14 protein-coding genes and 1 pseudogene are annotated in these 20,007 nt (G+C 70.8%); 7 read left to right on the top strand and 8 right to left on the bottom strand.

The genetic code is table 11. The features are described from left to right. Positions 1–5: 5 nt before the first annotated feature. The 3 genes from fdhF to ACIQFX_RS33485 are packed head-to-tail and all read right to left on the bottom strand — an operon-like array spanning position 6 to position 4,701. Positions 6–2,699 carry a formate dehydrogenase subunit alpha gene (gene fdhF / locus ACIQFX_RS33495; protein WP_402471041.1) on the bottom strand — a complete coding sequence of 898 codons (2,694 nt, stop codon included), beginning with the start codon at positions 2,697–2,699 and terminating at the stop codon, positions 6–8. Beyond that, positions 2,696–4,390 (bottom strand): NADH-ubiquinone oxidoreductase-F iron-sulfur binding region domain-containing protein, encoded by a 1,695-nt coding sequence (locus tag ACIQFX_RS33490; RefSeq protein WP_402471038.1) that lies wholly within the window; start codon positions 4,388–4,390, stop codon positions 2,696–2,698. The genes fdhF and ACIQFX_RS33490 overlap by 4 nt, the downstream gene beginning before the upstream one ends. Before the next feature lie 53 nt (positions 4,391–4,443). Beyond that, positions 4,444–4,701, bottom strand: a complete 258-nt coding sequence (locus tag ACIQFX_RS33485) for an SHOCT domain-containing protein (protein WP_402471311.1) — start codon at positions 4,699–4,701, stop codon at positions 4,444–4,446. Positions 4,702–4,938: 237 nt separating this feature from the next. Here ACIQFX_RS33485 and ACIQFX_RS33480 point away from each other — a divergent pair, with 237 nt between their 5' ends. The 3 genes from ACIQFX_RS33480 to ACIQFX_RS33470 all read left to right on the top strand — a co-directional run bounded on the left by ACIQFX_RS33480 (position 4,939) and on the right by ACIQFX_RS33470 (position 9,950). Further along, positions 4,939–6,153, top strand: coding sequence for a nitrate/nitrite transporter (locus tag ACIQFX_RS33480; protein ID WP_402471036.1), 1,215 nt, complete (start codon positions 4,939–4,941; stop codon positions 6,151–6,153). A 120-nt stretch (positions 6,154–6,273) separates the two neighbouring features. Beyond that, positions 6,274–7,011: an ABC transporter ATP-binding protein gene (locus ACIQFX_RS33475; RefSeq protein WP_402471034.1), complete on the top strand. Its 738-nt coding sequence runs from the start codon at positions 6,274–6,276 to the stop codon at positions 7,009–7,011. A gap of 2 nt (positions 7,012–7,013) precedes the next feature. After that, entirely contained in the window at positions 7,014–9,950 is a 2,937-nt protein-coding gene (locus ACIQFX_RS33470; protein WP_402471031.1) for an ABC transporter permease, read from the top strand. 568 nt (positions 9,951–10,518) lie between these two features. Here the strand turns inward: ACIQFX_RS33470 and ACIQFX_RS33465 are convergent. The 4 genes from ACIQFX_RS33465 to ACIQFX_RS33450 form a co-directional block, all read right to left on the bottom strand. Beyond that, positions 10,519–12,273 carry a SulP family inorganic anion transporter gene (locus ACIQFX_RS33465; protein WP_402471030.1) on the bottom strand — a complete coding sequence of 585 codons (1,755 nt, stop codon included), beginning with the start codon at positions 12,271–12,273 and terminating at the stop codon, positions 10,519–10,521. Next, positions 12,273–13,067 carry a polyphosphate kinase 2 gene (gene ppk2 / locus ACIQFX_RS33460; protein WP_402471027.1) on the bottom strand — a complete coding sequence of 265 codons (795 nt, stop codon included), beginning with the start codon at positions 13,065–13,067 and terminating at the stop codon, positions 12,273–12,275. The genes ACIQFX_RS33465 and ppk2 overlap by 1 nt, the downstream gene beginning before the upstream one ends. Positions 13,068–13,600: 533 nt before the next feature. Next, on the bottom strand, positions 13,601–14,392 hold the full coding sequence (locus ACIQFX_RS33455) for an ABC transporter permease (RefSeq protein ID WP_402471024.1): 792 nt from the start codon (positions 14,390–14,392) through the stop codon (positions 13,601–13,603). Further along, positions 14,389–15,351 (bottom strand): ATP-binding cassette domain-containing protein, encoded by a 963-nt coding sequence (locus tag ACIQFX_RS33450; RefSeq protein WP_402471022.1) that lies wholly within the window; start codon positions 15,349–15,351, stop codon positions 14,389–14,391. Before ACIQFX_RS33450 ends, ACIQFX_RS33455 begins: the two co-directional genes overlap by 4 nt. Before the next feature lie 203 nt (positions 15,352–15,554). Here ACIQFX_RS33450 and ACIQFX_RS33445 point away from each other — a divergent pair, with 203 nt between their 5' ends. The 4 genes from ACIQFX_RS33445 to ACIQFX_RS33430 all read left to right on the top strand — a co-directional run bounded on the left by ACIQFX_RS33445 (position 15,555) and on the right by ACIQFX_RS33430 (position 18,833). After that, a complete protein-coding gene (locus ACIQFX_RS33445) occupies positions 15,555–16,289 on the top strand; it encodes a helix-turn-helix domain-containing protein (protein WP_402471020.1) in 735 nt (244 codons plus the stop codon). A gap of 470 nt (positions 16,290–16,759) precedes the next feature. Continuing rightward, positions 16,760–17,698 (top strand): FAD-dependent monooxygenase, encoded by a 939-nt coding sequence (locus ACIQFX_RS33440; protein WP_402471018.1) that lies wholly within the window; start codon positions 16,760–16,762, stop codon positions 17,696–17,698. 269 nt (positions 17,699–17,967) lie between these two features. Continuing rightward, positions 17,968–18,351 (top strand): DUF6479 family protein, encoded by a 384-nt coding sequence (locus ACIQFX_RS33435; protein ID WP_402471016.1) that lies wholly within the window; start codon positions 17,968–17,970, stop codon positions 18,349–18,351. After that, the gene (locus ACIQFX_RS33430; RefSeq protein ID WP_402471014.1) at positions 18,294–18,833 is read left to right on the top strand and encodes an NAD(P)-binding protein; all 540 of its coding nucleotides are present in this window, start codon (positions 18,294–18,296) and stop codon (positions 18,831–18,833) included. Before ACIQFX_RS33435 ends, ACIQFX_RS33430 begins: the two co-directional genes overlap by 58 nt. On the opposite strand, the pseudogene ACIQFX_RS33425 reads toward ACIQFX_RS33430, so the two are convergent. Next, positions 18,781–19,885 (bottom strand): annotated as a pseudogene (locus ACIQFX_RS33425) (cryptochrome/photolyase family protein); the annotation flags it as partial. The gene ACIQFX_RS33430 and the pseudogene ACIQFX_RS33425 sit on opposite strands and share 53 nt — an antisense overlap. Between the last annotated feature and the right edge of the window lie 122 nt (positions 19,886–20,007).

Here is a 20,007-nt window from a genome sequence, read left to right as displayed (position 1 = left end):
GCCGATCAGCCGTCGGACGCCGTCGGTCGCAGTCGTACCGCCGTGACCTTGTACTCCGGACACGAGGTCACGGCGTCGGCGTGCTGCGAAGTGAGGGAGTTGACGCCGCTGGCCGGGAAGTGGAACGCGCAGAAAACCTGTCCGGGAGCGAGTTCCGTCCCGACGCGGGCGACCAGTCTCGCCCGTCCGTGACGGCTCTCGACGGTGACAGGGGTGCCGTCCCGCAAACCGAACCGGGCGGCGTCCTCCGGGTGCAGGTCCAGGTGGTCGAACGCGTCGAGGAGAAGGTTGCCGCCGCGCCGGGTCATGCTCCCGGAGTTGTAGTGGGCCCATCGGCGCCCTGTGACGAGCACCAGCGGATAGTCCTGGTCCGGTTCTTCGCCGGGCGGCAAGTAGGGGGCCGCCGAGAGGTGGGCGCGCCCGTCCGGGGTGGCGAACTCGTCGACGTACAGAGTGCTCTCGCCAGGTCGGTCCGGCGCGGGACAGGGCCAGGGAACGGCCCCCTCCCGGTCGAGCCGCTGGTGTGAGAGTCCCGCGAAGCGCGGTGCCACACGTCCGCATTCGGCGAGCGCCGTCGCCGGGGTGGAACAGCCCAGGTCGGCACCGAGGGCACCGGCGACGGCGTGCACGACCTCGAAGTCGGAGCGCGCCGTGCCCGGCGGGGACACCGCCGGCCGTACGCGCTGGAAGCGGCGGTCGAAGTTGACGAAGGTCCCGTCCTTCTCCAGCCAGGAGGCCACGGGCAGGACGACATCGGCGTGGTGAGCGGTCTCACCCAGGAAGAGCTCGTTGACGACCACGAGGGGACAGGCGTCGAGGGCTTCGGCGACGCGCCGGCTGTCGGGGTCGGTCGCGCACACGTCCTCCCCGATGATCCAGAGTGCGCGCAGGCGGCCTTCCCGCGCTGCCGCGAACATCTCGGGAATGCGCATGCCCGGCTGCTCGGGGATCGGTCGGCCCCACACCGTCTCGGCACGAGCTCGGGCCTCCGGGTCGGTGACGCGGCCGTAGCCTGGGAGCAGGTCGGGCAGGGCGCCCATGTCGGAGGCGCCTTGCACGTTGTTCTGGCCGCGCAGGGGACTGATCCCGAACCCACGGCCGGTGCCTCCGACGGCCCCGCGCAGGATCGGGAGGTTCGCCAGGGTGCGTACACCGTCGGTGCCGTGCAGATGCTCGGTGACGCCCAGCCCGTACAGGACGGCCGGACGCTCGGCACGGCCGTAGAGGCGGGCGGCCCTCCTGATGTCGTCGGCCGGGACTCCGGTGATCCCGGCGACCCGTTCGGGCGGGTGGTCGCCCAGCAGGTCGACGAGTTCGTCGAGTCCGGTGGCCCGGTCGTGGAGGAAGTCCGGGTCGGTCATGCCTTCGTCGACGAGGACGTGGGCCAGGCCGTGGAAGAGAGCGACGTTCGTGCCAGGGCGCGGACGAAGGTGCACGTCGGCATGACGGGCGAGGCCCACGGCACGGGGGTCCGCCACGATCAGGGAGGCCCCTGCGAGTGCGCGCTGGAGGAGGCGGGCGCCGACGACGGGGTGGGCTTCGACGGGGTTGGCTCCGACGACCAGGAGGCAGTCGGCGGTCTCGACGTCGTCGAAGGGGTCGGTGCCGCCGGCGTGTCCGAAGGAGGCGGTGAGGCCGGCTGCGGAGGGGGCATGGCAGAGGCGGGAGCAGTTGTCGACGTTGTTGGTGCCGATGACGGTCCGCAGGAACTTCTGGACGAGGTAGTTCTCCTCGTTGGTGGCGCGGGCGGAGGAGATCGCGGCGACCGCGGCGGGGCCGCCGTCCCGTAGCGCGGCGCGCAGGCCGTCGGCTACCCGGGTCACCGCCTCGTCCCAGGTCGCCGGTCGTAGTTCGCCGCCCTCGCGGACCAGGGGCTCGGTGAGGCGTTCGGCGGAGCTGAGATATCCGTACGCGAAGCGGCCCTTGACGCAGGCGTGGCCCCGATTGACCGGCCCGTCCCGGGCAGGAAGCACGGCGGCCACACGGTCCTCACGGACGACGACGTCGAGGGCGCAGCCGACTCCGCAGTAGCCGCAGGTGGTGCGTACCCGGTCGGTGGGGGCCTGCCGGGAGGTGAGGCCCTGACCGGGTCCGGGCTGGGTGAGGGCCCCCGTCGGACAGGTGTCGACGCAACCACCGCAGGACACGCAGTCGGAGGCGGCCCAGGGGCCGCCGGTACCCGGGGCGACGACGGTGTCGGCGCCGCGTCCTGCGAGGGTGAGCGCGAAAGTGCCCTGGACGTCGGCGCACATGCGTACGCAGCGCCCGCACGCGATGCACAGGTCGCGGTCGAGGTGAACGTACGGGTGGCTCTCGTCCCGACCGCGCGTGGGGTAACCGGCCGCCGCGTCCGCGGGAATCCCCGAGTTCCGGCACGCCTCGGCGAGTTCGCTGTGCGCGCTGTCGGAAAGGGCGTGCGGCGGGAGCTCCGAGGCGATCAAAGCGATCGCGTCCCGGCGCAGGTTCCGAATGTCCTCGTCGGTGGTGTCGACGGTGAGGCCCGGCGTCACGGGCGTGACGCAGGCGGCGACGGTACGCCCGTCGGCGCGGACCAGGCAGGTCCGGCAGGAGCCGGCCGGCCGGAGACGGGCGTCGTGGCAGAGGCTGGGCAGGTCGGCCCCGGTGGCACGTGCGGCGTCAAGCAGTGAGGAACCGGCGGGCAGTTCAACGGAAGCACCGTCGACCTGGAGCCATGTCATCGGTCCCATCCTTCCAGTGCAGGCCCGTAGGCCCGGGCCAGGCTGCGGACGGCGGCGGGGACGCGGCGGCCGAAGGCGCAGAGACTCGCCTCGCCCATCAGCCGTGCCAGTCGTTCGTACGTCTCTCCCGGCTCGCCCCGGACCTGTGCGAGTTCGACTCCTCGCCGGGTGCCGACCCTGCAGGGCGAGCAGGCTCCGCAACTCTCGTCCGCGGCGAACTCCCATATGTGACTCAGGAGTTCGTACGGATCGATGTCGTCACCGAAGGCGACCATGCCACCGTGACCGAGGGCGGCGCCGTTCTCGGCGAGCGCCGCCGTGGTGAGGGGTATGTCGAGCGCGGTCCCGGCGAGGAAGCCACCGAGGGGCCCGCCGACCTGGAGCGCGACGAGCTCGCGGCCGTCCTTGAGGCCGCCGCCGAGCCGGGTGACGATCTCGACCACAGGAGTACCGAGTTCGACTTCGTAGGCGCCGGGTCGTGCGAAGCGTTCGGACAGGCAGACCAATTTGGTGCCGGTCTCGTCCGGCACGCCGCGTCGGGCGTGGACCGTGCCGCCGTGGGCGACGATCCAGGGCACGGCCGCCAAGGTCTCCACGTTGTTGACCACCGTCGGCATGCCCCACAGGCCGTGGTCCGTGGGGTAGGGGGGCCGCGGGCGCGCACAGCCGCGAGCGCCTTCGAGGCGGGCGATGAGGGCGGTCTCCTCGCCGGCGACGTAGGAACCGGCTCCTTCGACGATCTCGACGAACGGCCGCGGACCGGTCGCCTCCACCGAGGGGGACAGGTCCCCCGCCTCCGTCGCCCGCTCCACCGCCCGGCGCAGCCGGGACATGGCCTTCGGATATTCGGAGCGCACCAGGACGGTGCCGCGCCGGGCACCACAGGCGAAGCAGGCCAGGGCGAGTCCCGCGAGGACGCGCTCGGGGTCCTCCTCCATGAGCAGCCGGTCGGCGTACGAGCCAGGGTCCCCCTCGTCCCCGTTGGCGACCACGACCGTGTCCGGCTTTCCCGCCGCCGCGGCCCACTTGTCGGCAACCGGAAAGCCTGCACCGCCCCGCCCGCGCAGTCCCGAGGCCGCGATCTCCTCCCGTACGTCCGCGGGCGTCAGCCCGGCCACCGCCTCGCGCCAGACCTCCCAGGCCGGCTGCCCTCCCACGAGGCCCGCGAGCAGGACGGGCGCCCGGGTGGTGTCGGCAGCGGGGATGCCCGGCGTCCGCGGTTCCGTCCTCCCGCCGAGTTGGTCGGCCAGGTCCGGGCCTGCGCAGGGGAGGGTGCCGTCGAGGGCGGCGGGGCCCGCGTAGCAGTAGCCGAGGCAGTGCACGGTCTGCAACGAGGTCGAACCCGCCTCGTCGACGGTGCCCGCCATCACACCGAGGGCGCTTTCGACCTCCGCCAGATGCTCCCCGCCCCGCGCGGCGAAACACGCCGTCGCGGTGCACACCCTCACATGCCGCTCGCCGCGCGGGGCGGCGAGGTCGGCGAAGAAGGTGGCGGGGCCGAGCCCTGCGGCGGCCGGCAGTCCGGCCGCCTGCGCGACCGGGGGCGCCCACACCTCGGGCCCTGCGGAGGTGCCCGACCTGGCGCGTTCCAGCGCGGCCGGTATCAGCCCCCCGCGGTGTCCGTGCCGTTCGGTGAGCTCACGGAGCGCGTCTGGGCGTCGGCCCGGTTCCCCGGGCATCCGACCGGTCATGCTCCCAGGGTGACCGGCCATGCTCCCGCCCGCATCCCGGCCGGACGTGGGTTTCACGGTTTCGCGTCGCGCAGGGCGGCCAGCCGCCGACGGTACTCCTCCTCGTCGATCTCACCGCGCGCCAGTCGCTCGCCCAGGATCTGCTCGGCCGACGTGGCAGGCAAATGCCCCGACGGCCGCTCCGCGGCACGGTCAAGTGTGCGGAAGAGCATCACCGCGGCGGTGATGAGGAGGCCCCAGAACAGCACCATTCCGGCTGACATGGCGAACCAGCCCCATCCGTTCATGCCGTCGCCGTACCAGAACGTCATCGCCACTCACACTCCCGGCGGCCGGGCCGGCAGGGACCGGACGCCCCTGCCTCCGTTCTGTCCGCTATCACCGTGCGGCGTCCCGGGAGGCCCAGCACAGGGCCGTCCGGTCCCCGTCAGGGGGCCGGACGGGCACGGAAGGGAACAGGCGGCCCCTGGGGCCGGGATCCCGAGGGCCGGAGGGTGGGGAACAGCAGGCTCACGCCAGCCCATGCGGATCGCTGCCGGGAGGCCACCATGGTCCGGAACTCGGGGATCCCACCCGTCGTGGAGGCGCCCCGACCGTGGCAGATGCTGTTCCTCGCCACCATCGGGTTCGCCCTCTGTTTCTGGGCGTGGGCGCTGTTGGGCCCGCTCGGCCCACGGCTGCGTGACGACCTGGGCCTCAGTTCCTTCGAGCAGTCACTGGTGGTAGCCGTACCGGTGGTGGTCGGTGCGCTCGGCCGGATCCCGGCGGGGGCACTGACGGACCGCTGGGGAGCACGCAGGGTCTTCCCCCTCGTCGCGGCCCTGACGATCCTCCCCGTGCTGTACCTGGGCCACCTGGCGGACTCGCTTGCCGAGGTACTCGCAGGCGGCTTCCTCCTCGGGCTCGGGGGAACGGCCTTCGCCGTCGGAGTCCCCTTCGTCAACGCCTGGTACCCACCCGCGCGGCGGGGCGTCGCCCTCGGGATCTTCGGAATCGGCACCGGAGGTACGGCCCTGTCCGCGTTCACCACGGTCCAGCTCGCCGACGCCGTGGGACGTGCCTTCCCCTTCGACCTCGTGGCCGGCTGCCTCGCCGTGTACGCCGGCGTGGCCTGGTTCCTGCTCCGCGACAGGCCCGGGCGCGCGACGGCGGCGGGGTCGCTGTTCTCGCGCACGGCACTGGCGATGCGTACACCGGCCACCTGGCAGCTGGCGTTCCTGTATGCCGTCTCCTTCGGCGGGTTCGTCGCGTTCAGCGTCTACCTGCCGACCTACCTCACCAGGGCCTATGAGCTCGGCCGCTCCGACGCGTCACTGAGAACCGCGGGATTCGTCGTCCTGGCCGTCGCGATGCGGCCGGTGGGTGGCTGGCTGTCGGACCGTGTGCATCCCGTACCCGTACTGACCGTCTCGTACGGGCTCGTCACGGTGTGTGCGCTGGTCGCGGCGTTCGAGGCCGACCTGGTCCCCGTGGGAACGGCGGCCTTCTTCGGCATGGCCGCAGGCCTGGGCGCCGGGTCCGGGGCGGTCTTCGCACTCGTGGCACGTCTGGTTCCGGCCGAGCGGGTCGGCTCGGTCACGGGAGTGGTCGGGGCGGCGGGCGGTCTCGGAGGCTTCTTCCCACCCCTCGTGATGGGGGTGGTCGACGGCGTCGCGCACGACTACACGTGGGGGTTCGCCCTCCTCGCCGTCACCGCGGCGGGCGCAGGAACCCTGGCGGCCACCGCCGTCCGGCGCCGCGCCCGGGCGACCCCGGACGCCTGACGGCGGGGTCGAGGCAGCCCAGCGAGCGTCACTGCGGCCCGGCCGTTGGGCCTTTCGGCCCTTCCTGGGGACCAAGGTGGCCGTAGCCCCGCGTTCCATCCGGAGGGTGGTATGGAGAGCATGAATACCGATCGAGCGCTCCTCGTGGCATCCGGAGTCCGCAAGATCTACCGGACGGGCTCGGTCGAGGTCACGGCCTTGCTCGACCTGGATCTCGTCGTACGCCACGGGGAGATGGTGGCGGTCATGGGACCGTCCGGCTCCGGAAAGACCACTCTCCTGAACTGTCTGTCGGGGCTCGACGACATCGACGCCGGCCGGGTCGAGGTCGACGGCCACGACCTGTTCGCGATGTCGGACTCCGCTCGGACAGAGCACCGGGCTCACACCATGGGGTTCGTCTTCCAGGCGTTCAACCTCATACCGGTCTTCTCCGCGGTGGAGAACGTCGAGCTCCCCCTCCTGCTCGTGGGCACCCGTCCGCGCGAAGCCCGTCGCCGGGCGCTGGACATGCTCGACCGGGTGGACCTGGGCCACCGGGTCGAACACCGGCCGAGCGAGCTGTCCGGGGGTGAGCAGCAGCGGGTGACCATCGCCCGTGCCCTGGCGGGACGCCCGGCCATCGTGTGGGCGGACGAACCCACGGGCAACCTCGACAGCGCGATGGCCGACCAGGTCATGGACCTGCTGTGCGAGCTCAACCGCGACGAGGGCCAGACGATCGTCCTGGTCACCCACGACAGTGCCATCGGCGCCCGGGTCCCTCGGCTGATCCGCATGCATGACGGGCAGCTGGTCGACGACGTCCGCCAGGACGTCACGGCCCGAGCCTCGATCCCCGACGTCCCCTTGGGCTGAGCATGTACCCGAACCTCCTCGTCCCGCTGCTCGCCGCCCTGGCGCTCGCCCTCGCGGCCCTGGTGCTGGTCGCCGTACGGCAGCCGGTGTCACGGCGGCTGGCCTTCCGGCAGGTCGCGCGCCGGCGCACCGAGGCAGCGCTCGTGATCGGCGGGTCGATGCTCGGCACGGCCATCGTCATCGGGGCCCTGGTCGTCGGCGACACCCTGAACTTCTCCGTACGGCAGGAGGCGTACCGCACACTGGGGCCCGTGGACGAGCGCGTCGTCGCACCCCCCGGACCGACCGGGCGCGCCGCGACCGAACGGCTGGCCGCCCTCGTGGACGACCCCGACGTCGACGGAGTACTGAACGCCCAGGCCACCCAGGCATCGGCCGTCAGCACCACCGACGACCGCACAGCTGCCGAGCCACGCGTCCTGGCCTGGCAGATGGACTTCGACAAGGCGGCGCGCTTCGGCGCGGCGGGAGGCGAGTCCGGTCTCGGCGGACCGAACCCGAAGCCAGGAGAGGTAGTGGTCAACGAACCGCTGGCCCGCTCCCTGAGCGTGGGGGCCGGGGATCCGGTCACGCTGTACCTGTTCGGACTTCCGGGGACGTACAGGGTCGAGCGCGTGGTGCCGGAGGCAGGGCTGGCCGGTGTGGGCCTCGGTGGCAGGCTGAACCGCGACGTGTTCCTGGCGCCGGGGACCCTGGACGCCGCCGCCCGGGCCGCCGGTGCGGAACCGCGCTCGGTCACCTTCGTCTCCAACCGGGGCGGCGTCGAAAGCGGCGAAGCCCTGACCGGCCGGGTGACGGCCGACATCCGGCAGGCTCTGGGCCCGCTCGCCGGGCAGACGGGCATCGAGACACCGAAGCAGACGGTCCTGCGCGACGCGAAGCAGGCCGGGGATTCCCTCGGCGCACTGTTCCTCATGATCGGCAGTTTCAGCATCATCGCCGGCGCACTGCTCCTGGTGAACATCTTCGTGATGCTCGGCGAGGAGCGGAAGTCCCAGATGGGCATGGTGCGGGCCGTGGGGATGAAGCGCTCGCGGCTCGTCGGGTCCTTCACACTCGAAGGGGCGACCTACGCGCTGCTGTCCGCACTGCCGGGCATGGCCATCGGGGTCGCCGTCGGCTGGGGCGTCGCCGTGGTGGCCGCGCAGATCTTCCAGGGCTGGTCGGTCGGCGGAAGCAGCCTCCGCATCGCATTCGCCGTCACGCCCACGAGCGTCCTGAACGGACTCGCCATGGGCCTGCTCATCGCCTTCGCCGCCATCCTGGCCACCAGCGTGCGCATCAGCAGATTCAACATCATCGCCGCGATCCGGGACCTGCCCGCCACGCCCGGGCAGGGACCGCGCCGCCGGCTGCTCGCGGTGTCCACCACCCTGGCCGTCCTGTGCGCGCTCGTGGCCGTCCCCGCAGTGGCGCGCAGCCAGCCCGACGCGACCTACCTCATGCCGGCGCTCGCGCTCGCCTTCGCCACTCCGGCACTGCTGCGCGTTCTTCCCCGTCACACGGTCACCACCCTGGTCGCCGGAGTCGTCCTCGCCTGGACGCTCCTGGCACCTGTCATCCGCCCCCGGATCTTCGACACACCCTCGATGTCCGTGTACGTCGTCCAGGGCGCCCTGGCCGCCTTCTCCGCCGTGGTGCTCGTCAGCGACAACCAGAAGACCTTGCTACGCCCCGTGCGGCGACTCCTCCAGCGCCCGACGGAGGGCGGTCTGGCGGCGCGGCTCGCCGTCGCCTACCCGCTGGCCAAGCGTTTCAGGACCGGCGCGACGCTGGTGATGTACACCCTGATCGTGTTCGTCCTCGTCCTGCTGACGGAGATCTCGGGCATCCTCCGCGCCGGCGTCGACGGAGTCGTCGCCGATGCCACCGCCGGATACTCCCTGCGACTGGACTACAACCCCCAGGTCGCCGGCGACCGACTCGTCTCCGATCTCCGCGGCGGCCAGTCGGCCGCCGGGATCGCCGCCGTGACACCGCTGCTCAACGCCACAGGGCGGGCCACCGATCCGGGACATCGCAGCCCCCAACCGCTCGACACCGCCGTCGTCGGTGTGCCGGACGGGGCGATCGCCGGCATCACCTTCCGGGAGCGGCTGCCCGGCCTGGAAAACGACCCCGCAGTGTGGCAGGCCCTCGCCTCCGACCCGCGCTACATCGTGCTCGACAGCTTCTTCGGCAGCACCGGCGGCCCGGCCGGCGACTACTACGACCCCGGGGACACCCTCACCCTGACCGATCCCCGCACCGGCCGCAGCGAACAGAAGATCATCGCCGGCGTGCTCAGCAACGGGTTGGTCTTCTACCCGGGTACCGGCGCCAGTTCGACCACCTACCCCGTGGTGCTGAGCGAGCAGGCGACGCGCGAACTGTTCGGCGCCCAGGCGCAGAACGCCTCCGCCCTGGTGAGAACCAGCCCCGGAACCTCCCCCGACGCCCTGGCGACCCGACTGCAGGGCGAGCAGCTCTCGTCCAGCCTGGTCGCCACACCCATAGAGTCGGACATCCGCCAACAGTTCGACTCCAGCACCGCTTTCTTCCGCCTCATGCAGGGCTTCCTCGCCCTCGGCCTCGGCGTGGGCATCACCGGCCTCGGCGTCGTCATGGTCCGATCCGTACGCGAACGCCGCCGCACCATCGGCATCCTGCGCGCCCTCGGCTTCCGGGCACGGACGGTCCGCCGGTCCTTCCTGTGGGAGAGCTCCTTCATCGCCGTGGAAGGAATCGTGCTCGGCTCCCTCCTGGGCGTGCTCACCACCTGGCTGATGTACGCCAACAGTGCTGCGTTCGAGGGCCTCGAAGGAGGCTTCCCCATCGAATGGACCAGCATCTGCGTCCTGGCCGCAGCCACCTTCGCCGCCTCGCTCCTGGCCACGATCGGGCCGGCGCGCCGCGCGGCCGCCATCCGCCCGGCGCTCGCGGTCCGCGTCACCGAATGACGAGCAGCCCGTCAAGGGCCCCGCTCCGCGCCGTCATCTCCCGCCCAGCTCCCGGGAGCCTGGAGCTCACGGCCGACGGCATCCGCCCCCGCGTCCACCGCAGCCGCGTCACCGCCGCCGACCGCCGGTTCGCCGGGCACGTCCTCACCAGTGACCGCCAGGCACGCGATCTGCTGGGGGACCCCTCGCGGAAACATCGACGGCCCGCTGTTCACCCCGGAAACTGACGACTGCCGGCCAAAGTGCCGCAGCATCGCCCGCACCGACCGCGGCAGACCGCGACGCGAATCGCCCCCACCGCCCTGGGTGAGCCCGGAGATGACTGTCCGGCAGCGGAAGAGTCCGGAGGTGACGCTGCCGCAGATGGATCCTGTTGCGGCTCCGTCATACTCCGACGCCAGACGGGACCGTTGACGCGGGGGACGGGATTGGGTGTTCGAAGGACAAGCGGCGGCAGCCTGTCGCTCCCTCGGGGCAGCGCATGCGGCGCTGCCCTTGGCGGGGCTCCTGCAGGAGGAGGCTCAACACCAGGTAAAGGAAGGGAGATAAACATCGGGCGCCCTCCGAGTCACTCCACGCCGGAACCTGTCCCGTGGCTCCAGGCGCGGTATGCCGCCAAGGCCGTGGGCAGGGTCGGGTAGATCCGGTCGGCGCCCACCGAGGCCGTCAGTCCGTAGGCGTCCAGATTCTCGCGGAGTTCCTGTTTGACCCGGGCCAGCGCGAAGACGAGGTCCCGCTGCTCGAGTTCCAGGCGGAGCGCGTCAACGGCGTCGAGTGCGGTGATGTCCACCTCGACGTTCGCCTCCATGTTGAGGACGAACCACCGGACCGGGGGGCGCTGCTCGTGCACCGCGGCCAGGGCACGACTGCGGAAGTTCTCAGCATTGGCGAAGAACAGCGGCGAGTCGTAGCGGTAGACCACAAGCCCCGGAACGGTGCGCGCCGTCGGGTAGTCGTCCACGTCGTGCATGCCGGCGAGCCCGGGTACCAGCCCTTCCACGGCATCGTGCGGTCGGGCGACACGGGCGAACAGGTCGATGACCGACAGGGCCACCGCGACGAGTACTCCGTAGAGGATGCCGAGGCCGATGACGCCCAGCAGACACCCGACGGCCAACAGCAGCTCGCGGCGACGGAAGGCGGCGAGGCGCCGGAACTCGCCTGTTTCGATCAGGCGGACGGCGGCGTAGACGACGATCGCTCCGAGGACGGCACTCGGGGTGTGGGAGAGGAGAGGGCCCAGGAAGAGCAGTACCGTCAGGACGGCAAGCGCCCCGACCAGTGAGTACACCTGGCTCCGGGCCTTGGCGGATTCGGCGAGGGCGGTGCGGCTGGCACTGCTGCTGACCGGGAAACCATGCAGGAGCCCCGCTCCCAGGTTCGCCGCGCCCAGAGCCAGCAGTTCACGATTGGCGTCCAGCGGATGAAGGTCGCTGCGCCTCGCGAAGGCACGGGCGGTCAGAATGACATCCGAGTAGCCGACGAGGAGGACGCCCAGCGCCGGGACCACCAGCTGCGGCAGGTCGCCGAGAGACGGGAAAGCAGGCACTGGCAGCCCTGAGGGTACGGCTCCGATCACGGCGATCCCGTACCGGTCGTCCAGCCCGAATCCCGCCACCACGCCCGTGGCGAGGACCAGGGCGAGCAGCGGACGCGGAACCGCCGGCCAGCGCGAGGGCGCCGCGAAGAGCACGAGGAGCAGGGCAGTGGCCAGGCCCACGGTAGGCCAGTGCGCCTGCCCCAGGTGCCGTACGAAGGAGTACAGCTCCGGGAAGAAGTCCGAACCCGTCGTATGCACGCCGGTGAGCCGGGGCAGTTGATCGACGATCATGATGGCTGCGACACCGGCCAGGTATCCGACGAGGACCGGCCGCGAGAGCAGGTCCGCGAGGAACCCGAGGCGCACCGCCCATGCCACCAGGCACAGTAGACCGACCACCACGGCAAGGGCTGCCGCCAGGACCGCGTACCGGCCCGGATCACCCGCCGCGAGCGGTCCGACGGCGACGGCGGTCATCAGCGCCGTGGTCGACTCGGGCCCCACTGACAGCAGCCGCGAGGAACCCATGAACGCGTAGACGACCATGGCGGGCAGGACCGCCCACAGCCCCGCGACCGGAGGCAGTCCGGCCACGCCCGCATACGCCATGACCTGCGGCACCAGATAGGCAGTGACCGTGACCCCGGCCAACGCGTCCTGTCCGAACCACGACCGGCGGTATCCCCGCAGACCGGCGGGCACCAGGGAGGGCCTTCCGCGCTCGGGGACCGCCCTCCTTGCCGACGACTCGTCAGGCGGCCGCCTACCGCGTCGGCGGCGCATCACGCTTTCCGGAGAGTGGACGCATGATCGGGTACGGCGGTCTGCAGCGTCTTGGGCGGACGCTCGTACCCCGTCGGCGCCGGCCGGGGCGGCAGGACGAGCGACGGCAGGGCCACGCCCTCGTACGGCACGGAGGACAGCAGGTGGGCGATCATGTTGACTCTCGCGCTGCGCTTGTCGTCGCTCTCGACCACGTACCAGGGGGAGTCCGCGGTGTCCGTGTGAACGAGCATCTCGTCCTTGGCCCGCGAGTACGCCTCCCACCGAGTGAGGGACTCCAGGTCCATCGGCGAGAGTTTCCACCGCCGCAGCGGGTCCTCCGTGCGGCGCCGGAAGCGCTCCTCCTGCACGGCATCGCTGACGGAGAACCAGTACTTGCGGAGCAGGATCCCGTCTTCCACCAGCATCCGCTCGAAGACGGGACACTGGCGCAGGAAGAGCTGGTACTCCACAGGCGTGCAGAAGCCCATGACGTGTTCCACTCCAGCACGGTTGTACCAGCTTCGGTCGAAGAGCACGATCTCGCCGGCGGCCGGCAGATGCTCCACGTAGCGCTGGAAGTACCACTGGGTGCGCTCCCGCTCCGTCGGCCTCGGAAGCGCCGCGATACGGGCCACGCGGGGGTTGAGGTGTTCGGCGACTCGTTTGATCGTTCCCCCCTTGCCCGCCGCGTCACGGCCCTCGAACACGACGACGAGTCTGGCGCCCTCCGCACGCACCCATTCCTGAAGCTGGACCAGATTCGTCTGGAGCCGCAGCAGTTCCTTCTCGTAGACCGCCTTGTTGAGGCCCATGGCCGTCTCCTCCCCGTCATCGTCCTCGGCGCTTCGATCAAGTCAGTCACGGCAGGCATCCGCACGCAACGATGTCCTTCGGACCTGGGCGTGTCGATAGGCCGGGAGAGGATCGGACCGTCGGACGGACGTGCCTGGGCCGGTCCTTCACCGTCCGAACCCCGGGAGCGGCAGCAACCCTGCGGGTCAATAGACCTAGGTAGGTGTATTGACCCGGCTGATTTCGTCGGGTCATACGAGAGCCGTTGCCCCGGTGTGAACGGGATCCGGCTGTAGGCCGTTCGCGGCGGTGCCGTACTCGACCGTGGCCGGTGTTCTCCGGCGAGACCGGGAGCCGCTGATCGGGTGACCTGGTGGTGGGTTGGGTCTGGGCGGAGTGCCAAGGCGCTGGCGCGGGGGTATCCCTTGGTTCGTCGGTGCGGGTCCGGGGCGCCTCCCTGACAAGTCGCTGCCAGGGCCTCGCCCTTGCCGTCGAAGGATGCTCGTGGCGGTGTGCGGACCGGAGGGCTGCTGGTCTCCGGCGCCTGAGCCGCTCACTGGGTGGGCTCACGGTTGTAGAGCTTCTTGGCCCACAGGTAGCCGCCCAGGGTGATCAGGGCGCACCAGCCGATGGTGAGAACCGCGTTGCTGCCGATCGGGGTGCCCATCAGCAGTCCGCGCAGGGTCTCGATGAACGGGGTGAACGGCTGGTAGTCGGCGAACCATCTGAGGCCGGGGGGCATCGAGTCGGTGGGGACGAATCCGCTGCCCATCATCGGCAGGACCATCAGTGGCGTCAGCATGTTGCTCGCGGCCGCGACGCTCTTGGCCGCCATGGCCAGGGCGACCGCCAGCCAGGTGAGCGCGAAGATGATCAGCGCGAGCACGACGAGCGCGCCGAGCCATTCACCGAAGTCCGCGGTGGGCTCGAAGCCCACCAGGAGTGAGACGCCGGTGACGACGGTCATGCTCAGCAGGGTCTGGGCCAGGCTGCCCAGCACGTGGCCGGTGAGCACCGAGACGCGGGCGATGGCCATGGTGCGGAAGCGGGTGACGATGCCCTCGGTCATGTCGATGGCCACCGAGATCGCGGTGCCCTGGGCCGCGGTGGCCGCGGTCATCAGGACGACGCCGGGGACGATGTAGTTCACGTAGGTGTCCCGGCCGCCCGACGGGCCGCCGAGGCCGCTGCCGAGGATGCCGCCGAGGACGTAGACGAACAGCAGCAGGAAGACCACCGGGACCCCGGCGGCGGTGAGGGTGAGCGTCGGGTAGCGCAGCATGTGCCGCAACTGGCGGCGCAGCATGGTCGCCGAGTCGGTGAAGGCGTGGGTGGCACCGCTCATCGGGCAGGCTCCCGTTCCGCGGCGGGGTTGCCCGTCAGCGCGAAGAAGACGTCGTCGAGATCGGGGGTGTGGACCTGGAGTTCGTCCACGGTGAGCGAGGCGCGGTCGAGCCAGTCGAGCAGTGCGCGCAACGACCGGACGTCGCCCTGGCTGGAAACCTGCAGAGTGAGTGCCTCATCGTCGCGGGACACCACGTCCAGGGTCCGGGCCGCGTAGTCGTGGCCGCGTGCGTCGGTGAACCGCAGGGTGATGTGGCCGCCGCCGACCTGCCGTCTGAGATCCTCCGCCGAGCCCTGGGCGACGATCTTTCCCCGGTGCAGCACCGCGATCCGGTCGGCGAGCCGGTCGGCCTCCTCGAGGTACTGGGTGGTGAGGAAGATCGTGACGCCTTCGTCGGTCACCAGCCTGCGGATGATCTCCCACATGGTCCGCCTGCTGCGCGGGTCAAGGCCGGTGGTCGGCTCGTCGAGGAAGATCACCCGGGGCCGGCCGACCAGCGTCATCGCGAGGTCCAGGCGGCGGCGCATCCCGCCGGAGTACGTCGCCGCGGGCTTGCGGGCCGCGTCCACCAGGTCGAACCGAGCCAGCAGGTCGGTGGCGCACTGCCGCCGTTCCCGGCGGGGCAGGTGGTGCAGGTCGGCCATCAGCAGCAGGTTCTCCTCGCCGGTGAGAAACCCGTCGACCGCGGAGAACTGGCCGGTGACTCCGATCGCGGCACGGACCGCGTCCGGATCCCGGACCACGTCGTGGCCGGCGACTCTCATCTCCCCGGCGTCGGCGCGGATGAGCGTGGACAGGATCTGCACCATGGTGGTCTTGCCCGCGCCATTGGGGCCGAGTAGCGCGAAGACCGATCCCGCAGGGATGTCGAGGTCGATGCCGCTCAGCACCACGTGGTCGCCGTACGCCTTGCGTACCGCGGTCGCCGTGAGCGCGGGGTGATCGAGGTCGGTAAGCATGGGTTTCACTTCCGTCGATGAGCTCCTGCACTTCACATTTATGCGAAAATTACGTTGCATACATAGAATCGTCAATCACTCTGGAATGAAGCAACGGAGTATTCCCAGGTAGATTCATTGAATCGTTGCATGAAACATGCCGGCTAATGCAATGCATCGCGTTGCATTAAGGTGGACCCGACGACGAAAGCGGAGGACACCCGATGCCTGGTGACAGACTCACCCTCCAGGAGCGACGGCAGATCGCGGGAGGACTGCGCGAACAGCTGACCTACGCCGCCATCGGCCGCCGCATCGGCCGGCCGACCTCGACCGTCACGCGCGAGGTGGTGCGCAACGGCGGACCGCGCGGCTACCACGCCGAGGCGGCCCATCGAGCCGGCACGCGGCAGACGCGTCAGGGCAGGACCACTGCGCCGACGGCCTCACCGGGCAGGACCGACCTCAACGGGCGCGATCCACGGCTCGTGGACGAGGTGGGCGCGCAGAGCGTAGAACTGATGGTTCAGGCCGGGCTCCCGCAGATGATGGCCAAGGTGCTCGCCGCACTCTTCACCACCGACAGCGGCAGCCTCACCTCCGCGGAACTCGTGCGACGTCTGCACGTCAGCCCCGCCTCCATCTCCAAGGCCGTCGGCTACCTGGAGAACCAGGCACTCATCCAACGCGAACGCGACCCCCGCAGTCGCGCCGAACGCTACGCCATCGAAGACGACGTGGTGTTCCGATCCATCATGGCCAGCGCGCACAACCAAACCCAGATCGCCGAGGCTTGCGCAACCGGTGCCCAGAAACTCGGCGCCACCACCCCGGCCGGCGCCCGGCTGGAGAACACGAGCCAGTTCCTCCTCCACGTCATGGACGACCTGGTCCGCTCGGCCGAGTACTGGCACGGGATCTACCCCACCCGCACTCGGGAGACATCCGAAACCGACTGAGCTGGGGCGTTGGCCGCAGGTCTGGCCGTACCGCTTCCGCCTTGTCCCCCGACTCGCCAAGTCGCTCGGCGTGCCGCCCCCGCCACGGCCGTACGGATGCTTCGCGAACACGACGAACAGGCCGCCACGTCGGCAGGCGCGTGATCACCCGGTTGGTTTGCGGCTGATGCCTGAGCCAGGGCTCCAGCGCCTACCTGGTTCGAGTGCGCCGGCACGCGTGTCAGCCCTGGCGGAGGGTCACCGTAGCGGCCGCGACAGGCCGCACTCGCGGATCTGCGGGGTCGATGACCAGGATGATCGGGGCCTCCACCGGCCGGGTACGCCCCGGGGCCGGCTCAGCGGCACGGTTCCCGGATCCACGTCGTCGAGGAACCGGCTCAAAGCCGTGCCGTTGACGGACTCGATCTCGTCGCCCCGCCCAATGCCCTCGTCAACGCCCCAGGCGGGGAGGGCCCGTATGCGTTTCTGCTGTGGGGACCGTTCTGCGCGACTGGCGCCCCCGCCCCGACGAGCAGGCCAATCCCGAGATCGACCGCGGACTCCTCCGCGACCTCCTGCTCGGTCCTCTGGATGTCCAGTGGGGGCGGGGTGTGACACAAGTGGTGCCGGGCGCCCGGGACGGCGTTCTGGTGCAGTTCGCGGACGGGCGACAGGAGACGTTCGACCTCGTGGTCGGTGCCGACGGCGCCCGGTCCCGGACCCGCTCGGCCGTCTCACCGGTGACCCCGCACTACACCGGCGTCACCGCGGTCGAGACTTCGCTGGACGCCGTCGGCCCCCGCCACCCCGGCCTCGCACGGTTGATCGGGGACGGCTCCCTGGCGGTGTACGGCGTGAACCGGTCTCTCGTCGCCCAGCGCAACAGCGGCGGTCACGTCAAGGTGTACGCCCGGTTCCGAACGCCGCTGGGCCGTCACACGAACCTGGACCCGGCCGACGCCGAGGCCGTACGGTCAAGCCTGCTGGCGCTGTTCGACGGCTGGGCCGCTCCCGTCCTCGACCTCCTCCGCCACGGCACCGCTCCCGTCCTCGACCTCCTCCGCCACGGCACCGCTCCCGTCCTCGACCTCCTCCGCCACGGCACCGCTTTCGTCCGTCGCCCCCTCTACGTCCTACCCGTGTCCCACACCTGGACCCACGTCCCCGGGGTGACGCTCCTGGGCGACGCCGCCCATCTGATGCCCCCACTGGAAGCGGGCGGGAACCTCGCCATGCTGGAAGGCGCCGAGCTCGCCGAGTCCATCGCCACCGGCCACGGAGAACCGGACCGAGCCGTCCGGGCCTTCGAGGAAGGCATGTGGGCACGCGCCGGCAGGTGGGCCCGGATCACGGCGGCCGGACCGGAACGCCTCGTGAGCCCCGACCCCGCCGAAGCACTCGCCCTCTTCGACCGAGTCCAGCCATCCTGAACAGCGACATCGTGGGACTCCCCCGCCGCTACCCCAGATATCCCCCGCTCCGCGCTCGGGAGGTACGTCGGCAGCGAAGCGCAGGTAGGAGCGGGGTGAGGACAAGAGCCGTCTCACCTTCCGCTCGTCCTGTGGCTCAAGGCGGGGTGACGGCCGAGTCCCATGGCCGGGGTGCATCCAAGTCCGGCCCCCGCGGGGAATGGATCAGTGACGTTGCCGACTCTCGGAACGAGGTTCGAGCAACCCCGAGCCACAGTGAGGTATGCACCATGCACTCTCATCTTCTGGAAGGGCCGGTACTCGCGGCCGGAGTCTGGCAGTCCGGACTGGCCCAGGTGCTTGGCGGGCTGGTTGTCGTGGCGGTACTGATCGGCGCCTTCGCGTTCGGGATCCGGGTCAAGGACAAGGAACTCCCGCCTCCCGATCCGGAATCGCAACCCCACCGGCCCGAATCCGATCAGCTACCCGGTGAGATGACCGAGTACCGCAAGCCCTCCGAGGTTCCTGTGACCGATGGGGAGCACCGCCTCATGCCTTACAACCTCAAGAACACGGGTGAGGCCGACCCCGAACCCCCGAGCGAGGAGAAGCGCAAGTGGCGCGGCATCTCCAGCGGCGGCTTCGGCAGTGGCGGGACAGGGCACGGCGACTGATCGAGCGGTGTGGGTCGGCCACGCACGCCCCGGAGAGCATCGCCGACGAGGAGTACCGGCACGGTCGTGTCAGGGAGGGAAGGTTCGGGCGTCGTCGTCTCGGGGCCGGTGCGGCCGGCCTGGCGTGTGCGGCGGACCTCGCTGCCGGCGGGGTTGCGGCCCGGCTCCTGGAGGCGGACGAGTCACCCGGTGGCCGCATGCGCAGCGATCAGGTCGCGGGTTTCACGGTCGACCGCGATTCCAGATCTTCAACACGTCGTACCCACAGGTCAAGAGACTGCTTGGCCTGCGGCGACTGCGGCTTCGTCGGTTCAGCCCGACCGTTCTCATGTCGACCGTGGGCGGGACCCGGCGATTCACCGATCCCACGCGGGGCCTCCGCCGCAGTGATGATCTGCCGGCCGACCGGGCTGCTTCGCCGAGGGACTTGCTCCGGGAGGTGCGTGCGGTGTGCGCCAGTAGGTGACGATGGCGGTGCATGAAGGCCCAGCAGCCCAAGGTGAAGGGGCAGGCGTCCGGTCAGACCCGCCTCTCGGGGCGGTAGCGACAGGACCGCACGGATCGCTCATGCGGTGGGTGCACGAGCCGCCGGAGGTACAGGGCTCGGTCGTCATGAGGCCGCCGTCGGCATGCTGGGACATGCCCACCACATCGGGGAGCATGACCCAGTCGTAGCCGTCGACGAAGCAGCGATGGAACCAGTCGGTCACCGCAGCTGGATACCAGCCCCGCCGGCGGGCGTGGCTGCCGAGCACCATGAGGCGGGGGGTGCGGTGCGTCCAACCGGTCTCCCTGACCTGGCGGATGACCGTCGACAGGCAACGTGCCGTCACGGCGTCGGCGTCCAGGTCGGTCCACCAGGAGGGCAGGGGCGCGTGGTGCCGCAGCGTGTTCGAAGCGCGGTGGTCCTCGCCGAAGTACCAGTAGAGGTGCCAGACGCACTCCCGCCGTCCCGCGACCTGTCTGACGAAACCCTCGACCGGGTTCAGAGGAGCGTCGCCGGCCCGCCGGGCAGCCTCCGCCCGTTCGACGCACTCGGCCGGATCCAGCAAGCCCAGATTGAGCGAGGACGACAGCAGCCTGTGACCCATGATGGGGCCGGCGGCCGGCGCGGCGTCCTCGTACGCACCGAAGCCCGCCAGCAGGTGTGCGATGAAACGCCGGAGTGCGGCGAGCTCCCCTCGACGGTCGGCCGGGAAGAGCCGGGGCCCGTCGCGACCGACGAACGACACGTCCCCGCCGCTTCCCAGCGGTCCAGGTCGTGGCGGACCTCGGCGCCGATGCCGTCCTCGCGCGGCCGGTACGGAGCAGGGGCTTTGAGTGTCGAGGCTCCGCGCGGCGGAGGCTCTCGGTTGTCGTGGTCGAGGTTCCACGTGCCACCGGGGGGGGCCGGTCACCGTCCATATCGGCGACGTCGAAACACCGCACGTGACTCGATCATCACCAGCGGGGAGTCGCGGGAGGGCCCGTCGTCGGCAGGGGCTGCGAACGAGGGCACCGGCTGGTCACCGAACAGCCAGTGAGGAGTGCTCATCCGTGTCTTCCTCGACGGTTGACGAGACGTACGGGCTGTCGGCTCCGGCGGCGGCCGGCCGTTCGGCCCTGGCGGGGCAGCAGCCGATCGGGCACAGGTCGTGGGAGGCCCCGAGGGCGCCG

The sequence above is a fragment of the Streptomyces sp. NPDC093089 genome (assembly GCF_044754405.1).
Lineage (GTDB): Bacteria > Actinomycetota > Actinomycetes > Streptomycetales > Streptomycetaceae > Streptomyces.
The sequence above is the reverse complement of the archived record's forward strand: the minus strand, read 5'-3'. Positions and strand labels throughout refer to the sequence as shown.